General features: G+C 30.2%; 11 protein-coding genes. 9 read left to right on the forward strand and 2 right to left on the reverse strand.

Annotated elements, in window-relative coordinates:
* Positions 1–61 precede the first annotated feature (61 nt).
* Positions 62–745 (reverse strand): response regulator transcription factor, encoded by a 684-nt coding sequence (locus RR539_RS01370; RefSeq protein WP_332473917.1) that lies wholly within the window; start codon positions 743–745, stop codon positions 62–64.
* 142 nt (positions 746–887) lie between these two features.
* On the opposite strand from RR539_RS01370, the gene RR539_RS01375 reads away from it, so the two are divergent.
* From RR539_RS01375 to RR539_RS01415, 9 genes are all read left to right on the forward strand, one after another.
* Entirely contained in the window at positions 888–2831 is a 1944-nt protein-coding gene (locus RR539_RS01375; protein WP_332473918.1) for an ABC transporter ATP-binding protein/permease, read from the forward strand.
* Positions 2832–4625, forward strand: a complete 1794-nt coding sequence (locus RR539_RS01380; protein WP_332473919.1) for an ABC transporter ATP-binding protein/permease — start codon at positions 2832–2834, stop codon at positions 4623–4625.
* A 285-nt stretch (positions 4626–4910) separates the two neighbouring features.
* Positions 4911–7202, forward strand: a complete 2292-nt coding sequence (locus tag RR539_RS01385) for an Ig-like domain-containing protein (protein ID WP_332500169.1) — start codon at positions 4911–4913, stop codon at positions 7200–7202.
* A 256-nt stretch (positions 7203–7458) separates the two neighbouring features.
* Positions 7459–8562 carry a serine hydrolase domain-containing protein gene (locus RR539_RS01390; protein ID WP_332473921.1) on the forward strand — a complete coding sequence of 368 codons (1104 nt, stop codon included), beginning with the start codon at positions 7459–7461 and terminating at the stop codon, positions 8560–8562.
* Positions 8563–8912: 350 nt separating this feature from the next.
* Positions 8913–10037: a radical SAM protein gene (locus RR539_RS01395; protein ID WP_332473922.1), complete on the forward strand. Its 1125-nt coding sequence runs from the start codon at positions 8913–8915 to the stop codon at positions 10035–10037.
* Between the two features lie 167 nt (positions 10038–10204).
* Positions 10205–10828: a hypothetical protein gene (locus RR539_RS01400; protein ID WP_332473923.1), complete on the forward strand. Its 624-nt coding sequence runs from the start codon at positions 10205–10207 to the stop codon at positions 10826–10828.
* Positions 10829–10977: 149 nt separating this feature from the next.
* Positions 10978–11901, forward strand: a complete 924-nt coding sequence (locus tag RR539_RS01405) for a sensor domain-containing diguanylate cyclase (protein ID WP_332483339.1) — start codon at positions 10978–10980, stop codon at positions 11899–11901.
* A gap of 184 nt (positions 11902–12085) precedes the next feature.
* Complete coding sequence (locus RR539_RS01410) at positions 12086–12694, forward strand: GGDEF domain-containing protein (RefSeq protein ID WP_332500170.1); 609 nt, start codon at positions 12086–12088, stop codon at positions 12692–12694.
* A 26-nt stretch (positions 12695–12720) separates the two neighbouring features.
* Entirely contained in the window at positions 12721–13710 is a 990-nt protein-coding gene (locus RR539_RS01415; RefSeq protein WP_332473926.1) for a helix-turn-helix transcriptional regulator, read from the forward strand.
* Between the two features lie 219 nt (positions 13711–13929).
* On the opposite strand, the gene RR539_RS01420 is transcribed toward RR539_RS01415, so the two are convergent.
* A complete protein-coding gene (locus tag RR539_RS01420) occupies positions 13930–14439 on the reverse strand; it encodes a ferritin (RefSeq protein WP_332473927.1) in 510 nt (169 codons plus the stop codon).
* Positions 14440–14703 lie beyond the last annotated feature (264 nt).

Genomic DNA, 14703 nt, shown 5'->3' on the forward strand with positions numbered 1-14703 from the left:
GGAGCATACTAAAAGTAGTAATGTACTAGTTAGGGTAATACGCATTCTAAGTGAAAGTTTGTTAAACATCTATCTTACCTCCTACAAGGTGGTAGCCTTGTCCTATTTTAGTTTGTATAATATCTTTTCCAATTGCATTTTTAAGCTTTTTTCTAAGTGAGGCAATGTGTACTCTAATAGAATTACTAAAAATATCTACATCCTTGTCCCATATATGTTGAATAAGTTCCTCCTGACTAATAACCTTATCTCTATTTAAAAGAAAATACTCAAGTATTGATAATTCTTTTTTAGTTAGTGAGAATTCTTCTCCATTAGCACTAACACTACGGCTAAGGGTATTAAGAGAAAGAGTGCCATATTCTAATAGTGTATTCTCCTGTATAAAACATCTACGTAAAAGGCTACGAATACGAGCCTCTAATTCTTCAAAAGCAAAGGGTTTTGCAAGGTAGTCGTTAGCACCCATATCAAGACCTAGCACCTTATCAGATACATCAGATCTTGCTGATAATATAATTATTTTAACATCCTTATTGTGAAGTCTTGTTTTTTGTAGAACCTCTATACCATCCATTAGAGGAAGGTTAAGGTCTAGAATAACAAGGTCATAGCTTTCAGTTGAAAGTATTTCGTAGGCATCAAGTCCGTTATAGCACTTATCAACTGCATAACCATCTATAGATAGCCCCTCAGCTATGGTGTCACATAAATCTATTTCATCTTCTACAATTAAAATCCTCATAGTAAATCTCCTCAGTGAATTATTTCCTACTTATATTATAGTATATCCACATAAATTCTTCGTTAAGCAGATATAAAATTTCTTAACACAAATTTTATATGGCTTTTGGTATAGTGATGTTATTAATAGGAGGTAGTATAAAATGTTTGAAATTAAATCAGTGTCGAAGAAATTTGGAGACGAGTATGCTCTTAAAGATATTACAATGAATATTGGAAAAGGTATGAACTTTATTGTAGGGTCATCCGGTAGTGGAAAGACTACACTTTTAAAAATTATTAGTGGTATGGAGGAAGAGTTTAAGGGAGAAGTTATTTTTAATGGTAAGAGCATTAAAAAGCTTAAAGCTAATGAGAAAGCACTATACTATAATCAGGTCTTAGGATTTATATGGCAGGACTTTAATCTTATAGAAAATAGAACAGTTGAAGAGAATATATTGTTACCAAATTATCTAAGTGATAAGTCTAGTTATGATGATATGAAAAGAATTTTAAGAGAACTTAAAATAAATAATATAGCAAAGCAAAAAGTTTCAAGCCTATCAGGTGGACAAAAGCAACGTGTTGCAATTGCACGTGAATTAATGAAAAATCCACAGGTAATCATAGCAGATGAGCCAACAAGTGCACTTGATGCAGCATCTTCAAAGAGTACAATGGAAATTCTAAAAACACTAGCAAAAACACGTACAGTAATTGTAGTAACACATGATACATCATTAATAGATACAAGTTCTAAGGTTTATGAGATAGATAAGGGAGAATTAGTGTCTTCATGTAATGATGTAGAGAAAGAAAATATTAAAGATAAAGGGAAACTAACTAGTAAATTATCATTTTCAAAGGGACTGAAATTAGGACTAGTGTCACTAAAAAGTAATATTATTCAAAATATAGTTATGGCATTAATTATTTTAATATCATCAACTATGCTACTTGTATCATTTAGTGGTTCCATAAAGGATAGTGGACAGTCACAATTTAATAAGTTACTAGAAACTTATGGAGAGAATCTACTAGATATTAACTTAGCATCCTCATTTATAGGTGCAGGAGGTACAGCTGGAGGGGATAGTGATTCACCGAATAAGGATGTATCACAGAGCTTAGATGGAGTATTTGATAAATATAAAAATGATAAGCGTGTGGCACATGTACTATTCTCCCAAAGTTTTGATAATATAGTTATTACAGTTGATGGGCAGACACATAATATAGATTCATCAGGGAACATACCTGTAATGAATAAGGTAGTTGCAGGAAGCCTACCAAATGGAAATGATAAGGAAGTTGTTGTACCAGAAAGTTTTGTTAAAAACCTTGGAATTTCTAATGAAGATATAATTGGTAAAGAAATTATATTTGATGCTACTATATTTAACTGGGAAAGTGGAAGTCCTGTAGAGGTTAAGGTTGAAACTAAGGCTAAGGTTACAGGAGTAATAGATACTAATATGGTAATTGATTCTCAAGGCAGTGTAATTGAATTTAGTATAGATGATTCATTCTTCTTTAGTCAATCAGCACTTAGAGAAATTAAGAGTAAGGCTGGAATCAAAAAAATAGATGGAAATATTGATATAAGAGCTAATAGCCCTGAGGATATGATTTCTATTAAAGATGAATTAAATGCAAAGGGAATTGTTCCACTTGGTAGATTTGAATTAGTAGAGGATATTGTAAGACTTAATAAACATGCTAATGTACAAACATCACTTGCAACTAATGTAATAGGAGTTATTGCAGTATTAACAACCCTAGTAGTTGCATTTATCAGTAGTTTAATTAGAAGAAGAGAATATGCTATTTTAAAGGTTAGTGGATTCTCAAATACTCAGGTTACAGCTGCAATATTTAGTGAGTTTTTCTTAATAGGGATAATGTCTAGTGCATTATTTGTAGCACTTTCACCACTTATTAATTCAGTTACAATTAAGTTATGGAATATGCCAATACTGAGTTTAAGAGTATTAACAATAGGTGTTATTATATCACTTGTTATGAGCATATTTGCAGGAGCAGTAACATCAATAATAGGAATTAAGACGAGTATTATAAATGCTCTTAAGGTAGGAGATAGATAGATGATAAAGCTTAGTAATATATCTAAAAAGTACGGAAATAACTTGGTTTTAGATAATATTAACTATACATTTCCAGAGAAAGGACTAGTTTGTATAGTTGGAGAATCAGGATGTGGAAAAACAACTTTACTTAATATGCTTGCAGGATTTGACACAGAATATCAGGGGGATATAACAGTTGAGGGAGTCCCCCTAAACACATTAACTAGTGAGGAGTTATGCCAGTATAGAAGAGATAAAATAGGTTTTGTATTCCAAAACTACAACCTATTAACTGGTTACTCTACATTAGAGAATGTTTTGCTTTCAGAGCAAAGAGATTCTAATGATAATGGAGAAGCTTTAGATAAGGCAAAGACTCTTTTAAGTAAGCTTTCTATTGAGGATAAGAAAGACCAGTTATGTGAAACCTTATCAGGTGGGCAGAAACAAAGGGTAGCAATAGCTAGAGCCCTACTAGGATCACCTAGTATACTACTATGTGATGAGCCAACAGGAGCATTAGATCGTAAAACATCTACTGAAATAATGGAAATGTTAAAGGAAATTTCCCTTGAAAGATTAGTTGTTGTAATAACCCATGACCCTAAAATATTAACATTTGCAGATGAGGTTATTAACTTAAAGGATAAACAGTTAGAAGTTGAGAAGTCAGGAGAATTTAAAGAAAGTAATAAATTAAAGGAACCTAAAAAACAATTTAAAAGCACTAGGGTAAAAAGCTTAAAGATAGCAAGAAAGAATTTTAAGGTTAATATAAAAAAATATATAACAGTAGCTACTGCAATATCAATTGGTGTAATAGCAATTCTTCTTTCACTTTCTTCAGGGAAGGTAATAGAACAATCAGTTAGTGAATTTAAAGAAAAAAATACAGCATATAATAATGGGTATATAAAAGGAAATGATGAAAAAACCTTTAAGATGTTAAGTGAAGATAAAAGAATAGAAAATGTATATTATCAATGCAAATTAAACAATATTACACTGGAAATTAATAGTAAGGATATATTAATAGAAGAGAAGATTCCTATGCCAAAATCTACAGAGGTTTTATCATATGGAGTACTACCTAGAAAGGGTAAAAATGAAATGTCAATAACACCTAGCCTAGCTAAGAAGTTCTCCTCTGAAATTAATACTTTAATAGGAAAAGAAGCAAAGCTTAAGGTAGATGGGAAAGAGTATATTCTTAAGATAAGTGGTATTTATAACGCTGCATATGATGACTTTTTTGTAAGTTCTGATATAGAAAAGCAAATGTATAAGGATTCAATTAAGGAGACCTATTCAATAAGTTATGATGTTACAGATTTTAAGGATATAGTAGAAGTAAGTAATATGCTAAAAGAAAAGGGAATAGATTCTAAAAATGCTGCTAAGGAAGTATTAAGTATGGAAAATACTTTTAAAAGCCTTGAAAAAATATTTTTAGTGGTAGCTATTCTTATATCAGGTATATCACTTTTTGTATGTATAGTGTTATTAGTAAAACTACAAAGTACCCGTTATCGTGAAGTAGGATTATTATCTGCTTTAGGATTTGAAAAAGCAGACATTAAAAACATACTAATTAAGGAAAACTTAATTCTTGGTGGATTATCATCTATTATAAGTAGTGTAATACTTATAATAGTAATAGTAGTTTTAAAATTAATGGCTCTTTCGTTTAATGTAGGGATAGGTCAGTTTTTACTATGCAATATAGGAGTTTTTATAACTATTGTGATTATAAGCTATTTAACTAGTTTACGATTAATTAATATAGACCCAGCAATTGCATTAAGAAAATAATTATTAAGTGCATACTTACTAAATTTCTAAATTATTTTAATAATAAGTTTTATAAAAGACATATACATTAGTTTATAGCTAGGGTATATGTCTTTTAGTTTTGCATATGTTGTAACCTGTAAAATACATAAAGAATACAATGATTATAGCTACTTTATAAGTTGAGGTGATATTATGAAATGTAATTGTGATAATTGTTTTTTTAATAAAAAAAATTTAATTAACCTTATTGATTATTATAATTGTAAGGATAGTAAATCAGTTATGAAGACACTATTACCATTTATGAATAAAAAAATTCAAATAATAACTGAGGCTTCTCCTCCAGCAGGTAAACCTCCTAATATTACTGGAACATTAATTTATGTTGACAATGAAATTTTAAAGCTACGTCTAAAGTCTAAACATCATGATTCAGCAAGTGAGGGTATTTATTTTCTAAAATCACTTTTAGGATTTATACCTATAGCTGAAGAGGACTCTGGAGGGTGTGAAAAGGAAGAAAATCCATTAACATCTGTTTTTTCTGAGTCTTTAGGTAAGAGGGTTAATCTAATTCTTTCAGGTGATGCATCTATAGGTAGTGAAAATAGTGTTACTGGCACTTTAATAGAAGTTACATCTGATATTGTTAGGATGCAACTTGATCAAACTAACAACACAACTAAACCACAAATTGGAACCTTTTCATTAACTCAGGTAGTAGGTGTTATTGATCTACAATCTAATATATCTACTAAAGGGAATAAAGGAAATAAAGGAACAAAAGGGGGAAAAGGGGGAAAAGGAGGACATGATACAAAAAATAAAATTACCCTCCAAGTTAAGGTAGAGTTTGATATAAATTTAGAAGACCCAGTAGAAACAAAGGTTGACTTTATTAAAGATGATATAGTAACAACAATAAGTACAATTGGTGGTGTAGCAACCTGGAGTACAGAGGCTAGAGGAAAGCTAGTTATAAAGGGTGAAAGTATTCCTGGTTTTATTACACCAAGCAAAGAGATTATGTTAACTACCCAACTACCTTTTATTTATGAAACATTAACATATAATGCTGCAGTAATACCTACTACAGGTATTACATTATTCCCATCAACCCTATCGATTTTACCAGGTGATATGTTTCAATTAACTGCTACTATTGAGCCACTAAATGCAAGTAATCAGGATGTAATTTGGAAATCTGATACACCAGATGTTGCTACAGTTAATAATAGTGGCATGGTAACAGCTCATAGTAAAGGAATAGCATCTATTAGTGGGGGGACAAATTCAGATTTATTTATAGCAAATACTATAGTTACTGTAACTGCAGTTAACAGCATTGTAGCACCTTCGCAAATATCAGCACTTCCTGGTCAGGTAATTGTACTGCCAAGGAAGGTAAATGTTATTTTATCAAATGATGCTGTTGTATCTGTTCCAGTTACTTGGTGGTTTAGTGGAAGTGCTGTGGGGCCAACTTTTGAAGTTCCATATAATGACGTGCTATCTATTTATAGCCTTACAGGTACAATAGAACAAACAAGCATTACTACTTCACTAGATATAATTGTTAACATGGAGGGCCAGTTAGCTATTCCTGTTACAGGCATAGAATTAAGTATTATATCTGACTCTATTTACGTTGGTTCAAGTATAACTATTGAACCTATTATTAGTCCTGATAATGCTACTACAAAAGATGTAATTTGGTCCTCATCTGACAGTTCTATTGCAAGTGTTGAAAATGGAAAGGTAACTGGAATCTCACCTGGTTTTGTAGTTATAACAGCAACAACGGTTCAAGGAGGATTTAAGGCTTATTGTCAAATATCAGTTTCATCAGTGCCAGAAATAGATCTTATCTATTCAGTAGAGAGTGTATATAAAACTCGAGAAGAAGTTGTTATTAACGTTGAAAACCTTGTAGCTAATCGAGTAACACAAGACACTCTTTATTATATAAAAGTTGAAGAAAAGGGTAGTAACTTACTACTTGGGGTAGGAGTAATTACACTTACACCGGAATCAGAAATATTTAATCTTTATGCATTTACAAACTTTCTGCTTACAGATAAATATAATAAACAGTATTTTGTATCAATGAGTACAGATGAAAACTTTCCTAAATCTGATGAGCAAACACTTACAACTAATTTTAAAATTGGATCTGTAGTTCCTATTGTTGACCCTGCTGATATTAAAGTTGATTTAACTATGATAGGAGGTAATTTAGAGGGGAATCCTAATAATATTATTTTCATTCTTGCTAGAGAAATTGATAAGCCAATAGAGAATATTACATGGAGGGATTATGCAATTAATCCAGATGCACCAGATGATGAGAAGTTATTTACAGATGAAGTTAAATTAAAAGGTAAAACAGATGTATACGGGGTTGTCCAGTGGGAAACACCAAAAGAAACACTTAAAATTGGAGGCTATGTTTTACTTGAGGTTACTCCAGATGGATATTATGATAATTTAAATTTAGTTAACCCAGAGTCTTCAGATGGTGAGCTATTAAAGGCAATTCATTTAACAAGGGACAGTATAATAATACGACATATTATAAATACTTCAATTGAATAATTGAGTTTGTTTGACCTTATAATATTATTTGTTATAGGGTCAATTTTTTTGTATTTACTTATTGATACTATATAAAAAATATGTTAATATATGGAAAATGACATTGGGGGAAATATGAAATTACTAATAGATTATATAAATGAAGATACTAAAGTTAATAGAAGAGTAAGTTCATATTGACATAAATATTTACATATACATAATTAAAGTTTGTAAAAATTACAAATATAAGTAATATTTTTAAGGGGGCTTTGTTATGAAAGTTAAAAAGATATGTACATTTTTATCTCTTATTTTAACGTTAGGTCTTTTTACTGGGTGTAGTCAGGAAGTATCTACAAATAAGGTAGAAGTTAAGGGGGCCTTTGAAAGTTCAGCACCTAAGGATCAGAATATGGATCCTATGAAGCTAAAGGCTATGACAAGTGCTCTTAGAAATTTTTATCCAGCCTTAAGAAGTACAATAATTATACGTAATAATAAGGTTGTATATGAGGAGTACTTTAAAGGTGATAATATTCGAGATGAATTACATGATATTCAATCATGTACAAAAACTGTTACAGCAATACTAACTGGAATAGCAATTGATAAGGGTATTATTAAGGGGGAAGACCAAAAGGTATCAGAACTACTACCTAAGTATATAAATGAATCTTCAGATGAAAGATCAAAATCACTTACAGTAGAACATTTACTAAGCGGGAAGTTAGGTAAGAAGTGGAATGAAATGGGGCATCCAGGGACTAACGACCAGTTAATAGCTGAGTGGGAAAGAGAAGATACAATTAAGTATTTTATAGATAAGCCATTCGATAGTAATCCAGGAGAAAAATTTACCTATAGTAGCATGGGTCCACATATGATATCACAAATAATAAGTGATAAAACAGGTAAAAGCGAGGCAAAGTTTGCAGAGGAAAATTTATTTAAACCACTAGGAATAACTAAATATGAGTGGCCAGATAAAAATGGAGTATCAATTGGTGGACATGGATTAAAGATAACTCCTACAGACATGGCAAAAATAGGAGTATTAATTCTTAATAAAGGGAAATGGGAAGGAAAACAAATAGTATCAGAGCAGTGGATAACAAAAATGACCACAAAGAATAGCGATGGTGGAATGCCAACTGAAGAAGGATATGGGTATTTAACATGGCTAGGAACAAGTCATTTACTAGATGTACAAATGGCAAGTGGACTTGGAGGACAATATATATTTGTTATACCTAAGCTTAATATGGTTGCCGTTGCAACTTCAAATCCAGAGATAGGTGAAGAAGTAAAGAGCATACTTGATAGTATGATATTACCTTCAGCGAATGATGTACCAAGAATTCCAGTAGGAGATATGTAAATAGTTAATTAGTTGTTTAGAAGACATATAAATTAGGGTATAACTAAGGTATATGTCTTCTTTATTTGGTATAATTAATAAACTTAGTATTGAGATTAAAATTATCTCAAGCTGTATATAAGAATAGGTTATATTATATAATTAACCTATTGAATTAAAACACCTAGGTTAGGATTTAGCCCCAGGTGTTTTTTATTTGGTTTTGTAGGAAGTGAATTTTGCATAGAGGATATATTTAGAACTTACCTTATTATCTTATATGAAGTATAATAGAGTTTGTGCTTTAAGATAAAAATATTCGTTTTAAATAAATTATTTATTTTGAACTAGTGATTAGGGGAGGATACTTTATGAAGATTTCAAAAACTGATGCACTTATATGGTTCGATACTTTTACTCAACTAGAGGAAGAAGAGGGTCTTGAGAACAAACATGCAGAGATTATATATGCAACTTTTTCTCAAATAGAGGCTGTTATTGATAAGAGAAATGAAGAATTAATGGGTGAAATTAAGGGGATTAAATCCCTTGAAAATAGAACTTTCTATGTAGGACCTGATGAGAAGTTCCCAGGGGGATGTCGTTCATGCCTTCTTGGAAATGGGTTAAGTGCTATTAGAAAGACAAACAAGTGTAATGTTAAGTGTAAGTTCTGTTATAACTATGGACACCTTGATAATATACCACCAATTGGAGAAGGTATGTGGGATATTGGTGGAACTAAGTTCTATGAAAAAGACATAGATCTTTTACTTTCAATTAATAAAAAGCCAACAGGGGTTGCTTATGTATACCTTGAGCCATTTATGGAGATTGAAAAGTATTATACTGTTGTTAAAAAGTTTAGTGATGCAGATATTTATCAACATATGTACACAAATGGAACACTAGCTACTGAGGAAACTTTAAAGGCACTTGGAGAAGCAGGTCTTAATGAGATTCGTTTCAATTTAGGTGCTACTAAGTGTGCAGACAATGTTATTGAAAATATTAGAATTGCTAAGAAATATATTTCAAGGGTTGGAATAGAAACTCCTATGACACCTGAATTCTTTGAGACTTTCTTTGAGAAGAAGGATTTAATATTATCTACTGGACTTGATTTTATTAACTGTGCAGAACTTCACCTAAATGAAAATAACATAGGTAACTATGAAGGTGAGAATATGTATATTGCAAGGCAAGGATATATTTCTCCTATTTGGAGTAGAGAACTTACTTTAAAGCTTATGAAAATAGCTGATGATGAGAATTGGGATATTGTTATCCATGATTGTTCAAATCATACAAAGTTTGCCCGTGAACTAAACCTTAAGGCAAAGGAAGGTATGTGGTTCGGTGCTAGTAGTTATTCATGTGAATTTCAAACACTACCATATGAAGCCTTCATTCCTATACTTAACGATGATTCATTTAATTTTTTAAGTGAGGAAGAACTACCAGAAGAATATAAGCCAGATATGTTTATTTTTTAATATAGTTAATTATAGGGTGGTAACTACAGATAAGTAGGCCACTCTTTTTGTTTGTGAAAACTACATATTGATAATAAAACCAAGGAGTATAATTACAGATATTTAGTTTTAGTCGATATATATTATAGAAATTAATAAAAATATATTATGATTTAAAGGAGAAATATATGAGCATTAATAGTATAAATAATGATTATATAAGAAATATAGGTATTAATACATTAGAAAATAATAAGGACAAAAACATTAATTCAAGTAAAGATAAGGCTTCCTCTGTAAGTTTTAAGGATGTGATTGACTTAAGTATGTCTAATAATATTAAGCCTACAGCTTCTATAGGATCAATTTCTATGGATAAGGGAACTGCAGCAAATACAACTGTTTTTGTTAACAGAAGTACATTTAATCAAATAATGAACTATACAACAAATAGTCAAGATTGTCAGTGGGATGAACTTGGAATAGATGATAATAAAAGATGGATTGTAGTTAATGGCCAAAGATTTGAATGTCCTTTAAGTGAAGAGGAAAAAGAGATGCGAAGAAGAATGAGAATGGGACTTAGTGACTTAATAGGTCAATCACCTAAAAAGGATTATAAAGAAGATGATAAATTGTCTAGGCATTTAAATATTAGAATAGACGAAAGTAATAATATTAATATTCAAGGGGACAATGGAGCATTATCAAATCCTAAGATACAAAGCCTTATTAAGAATGATAAGGTTATGAATATGTTTGCTAATATTATTAAGTTAAATGGTGGGAAGGACATAGGGCTAAGTATATGAAATGACTAAGAGGTATACCTCTTAGTCATTTCTGCATTTAGTTAATAAATGGTATTGACTGTTAATTACTATGGTGTATCATATTTTATAGTGTATATTATGCTTATAATAATTTTATAAGAGTTTTTTGAGGAGATATTGTGATTAGTATGGACTATTTTTTACTAGTATTTCTATGTGTAGGGGTAGGTTATATATATGTAGAAGCTAAAAAATGGTGGGAAATGCATAGGTTTCATAAAAGATTACTTCACTATAGTAAGGACATAATTTATTATTATCAAATTTATCCAGATATCAGGTTTAAGTATGTAAGCCCATCTGTTAGAGATATATTAGGGAGAAGTGAAAATGATTTTCTTCAAAATTATAATCTTGTTTTTGATACTGTTCATCCAGAGGATTATGAGGGCCTATACAATAAGACTATAGGAAATGTTGATTTTTCAAAGCCCCAATTTACTAGGTGGCTACATAGCAATGGAGAATATATTCATACTGAAGACCATGCGGTTCCTATATATGATAAGAAGGGGAAACTTATTGCTATAGAGGGGGCAGTACGGGATATTACCTACAGAAGAAAACTTGAGGCAGAACTTGAATATAGGAGTACCCATGACAAAATGACTGGACTTTTTAATAGAGAGTACTATGACGAGGTTTTTGATAAATTAAATATTAATTACGAAAAAAACATTGGAATTATTGTTTGTGATGTAGATAGATTAAAATATATTAACGATAATTTAGGTCATAGAGAAGGGGATAATATTCTAAGAGCAACTGCTAATATTTTAATTAAGTACTTAAGTGAGAGTAGAATTGTATCTAGAATTGGTGGAGATGAGTTTACTATTATAACTAAAGGTATGTTAGTAAGTGATATTGATAAATTAATTAAGTCTATTTACTCAGATGTTAATAGACTTAATAGTGAGAGTACAAATATAAATATAAGTCTATCTATAGGTTATTCATTTAGGGAAGTATCATATTCTAATATGATTCAATTATTTAAAGAAGCAGATGATAATATGTACATAAATAAAAGGCAGGGTAATAGAATTTAATATTGAAGTGTAAATAGTCTATGTATTTTAACATAGACTATTTTGTTTTTGTAAAATTAATTTATTGGGATATTAGATTATTACTTATTTTCAAGAATGTAAAAATAAGTTTATTTTGTGACAGTCATAGTCAATACTATATTTTACAATGTAGTCAAATATAAGACATTAGGGAGGTTTTATTATGGACTATAATGATTTAAGCAAAGAGGAACTTATTAAGATTCTTGGAGATAGGGATAGAGATATTGTTGCTTTACACAGTAAAAACCACAAATTAAGCAGGGAACTCTGTGTAGACACTTTAACTGGAATACCAAATAATAGGTTTGGTATAAACCGTTTACAGGATGTTTATACAAATGTAAATAGGAATAAGGAAAGTTTAATCTTTTGCTTTATTGATATTGATGATTTTAAGGTTATAAATGATACCTATGGTCATAGGGAGGGGGATAATGCTATTGTTACAGTGGCAAAAACCATTAGTGAAAGTATTAGAAAAAGTGACTGTGTTTTTAGGTATGCTGGTGATGAGTTTGGAGTTGTTTTTAGAAACTCTAGTGAGGAAGATATTCATATAGTACTTAAATGTGTACAAGAAAGACTAAATAGAAAGAGTAATCAGGAGGGAAATTATAAAATAGGAATAAGTTATGGATGGTGTAAGTATATAGGGTCTTTAGATAGTGAAATAAGCATAGAGGATATAATTAATGAAGCAGATGAGGATATGTATAAGTGGAAAAGGCTAAAGAAGGAAATTGGAGGTTTATGTAGAAATATGAAATAGAAATAATTTGTAGGGGGAGTTTTATTGTGGAAAGATTTAAATCTAACGTTTTGATATATATGTACCATAATCTTTTAGAGGGTAGAGTTTTAGTTAAAAAAGATATCCTAAATAGATTCGATATTACTGAAAGAACATTTTATAGATACTTAAAGGATGTACAAAACTTCCTCCATGATCCTGAAAGTGGATTTTATGTAGATAATCTTAAAAAGCATGATTATAAGAAGGGGTATATACTAGAATATAAGCATAAAAATAGCTTGAAAGAAATGGAAATACTTGCTATTTCTAAGGTTTTACTTGAAAGTAGAGGGTTTATTAATGAGGAAATAAAGGGAATTATTGATAAACTTTTAAGATATTGCATTGTGGAAGATAAGACTAAAATTCATGCAATTATAGATAATGAAAAGAACAAGTATATAGAGCCAAAGCATGGAAAGAGTTTAGTTGAAAGTTTATGGACACTAAGCAGTGCGATTCAAGAGAAGAAGGTAGTTTGTGTAAGCTATAGAAAAATAGGAAAAAGTGGAGAGATAAGTAAGGAATCTACAAGAAGAGAATTAATACCTATGGGAATATTATTTTCAGAGTATTATTTCTATCTTATTGCATTTATTAAAGGTAAAAACTATAAGAATCCTACTATATTTAGAGTGGATAGAATGGAAGATATATATGTTACAAATGATTTAATTAGGGAAAGTGAAGCTAAGTCATTTGAGGATGGTGAGTTTAGAAAGAAGATACACTTTATGCAGGGGGGAGAGGAGGAACTAGTAACTTTTAAGTTTAAAGGGGAATCGATTGAAGCTGTTCTTGATAAGGTAGATCATATAAGCTGCACTAAATGCAGTGATGGAAGTGGATATATTATTGTAACTAATACATATAGGAAAGGTATTAAAATGTGGCTATTAAGTCAAGGTGATAATGTAGAGGTAATATCACCTATAAGTTTTAGAGAAGAAATGCATGAGACCATTATAAGTATGCTAAATTCATATAAATAATAATAGACAAAGAATTACATGGAATTTGAAAACCTGAAGAAAATTATTTAATTGATTGAAAAAAACCAGTAATAAGTGATTCCTGTTAGAATAGTATACAGTTTATGGTAATAGCAACAACTTTATGAGAAATGCTTTATAGTATAATAATAAAAGTCAATGCAATTTAAAGAACTAAGCTTTAAAGCATTGACTTATTTTATTTATAAATTTCATAGTTTATGCATTTATAGGTGGAGTAAATATTCTTTTTGCAAGTTCATCGTCTAGCACATATAGAGCATTAGCGTCCTCACCGATTCTTTCTAGTCTTTTTACTATATTAGTAAATGATGATTCTTCCTCAACCTGCTCATCTATAAACCATTTTAGAAAGCTTATAGTAGCATGTTCTCTTTCGTCTACAGCAACATCCATAAGTTCATATATCTTCTTAGTTACAATTCTTTCATGTGTAAGTGCATCCTTAAAAGCTTCAAGAATTGATGGGAAATCATTAACAGGTGAGTTAATTGAAGTAAGATTAACCTTGCCACCCATTTCATTTATGTAATTAAAAAACTTCATTGCGTGGAATTTTTCTTCCTCTGCTTGAACTTGAAAGAAGTTTGCAAAGCCTGGTAGGTCCTGTGAAGAACAGTACCCTGCTGTAGCTAAGTATACATGTGAAGAATAAAATTCATAATTAAGTTGTTTGTTTAATCTCTCAAGTAATTTTTCGTTTATCATTTGTTTCACTCCTTTAATGGATAATTATTATTAATTAATATTATATAGTAAATAATAGAAAAGTCAAATTTTTCTCAAAAAGTATAAAACATAACAAAGTATTACAAGGATATTTATTAATACATTTAAGTATTAGGTATGTTAAAATTAAAATTTATATTATTTACTATTTTGTTTAAATTTACTAAAATAAAGTCTTTTTAAATTTAAATAATAATACGATAAGTATTAGTATAAAAAGTTACCATATGATTACTTAATTAG

This window comes from Clostridium sp. (assembly GCF_036639235.1).
GTDB lineage: Bacteria > Bacillota > Clostridia > Clostridiales > Caloramatoraceae > Clostridium_AB.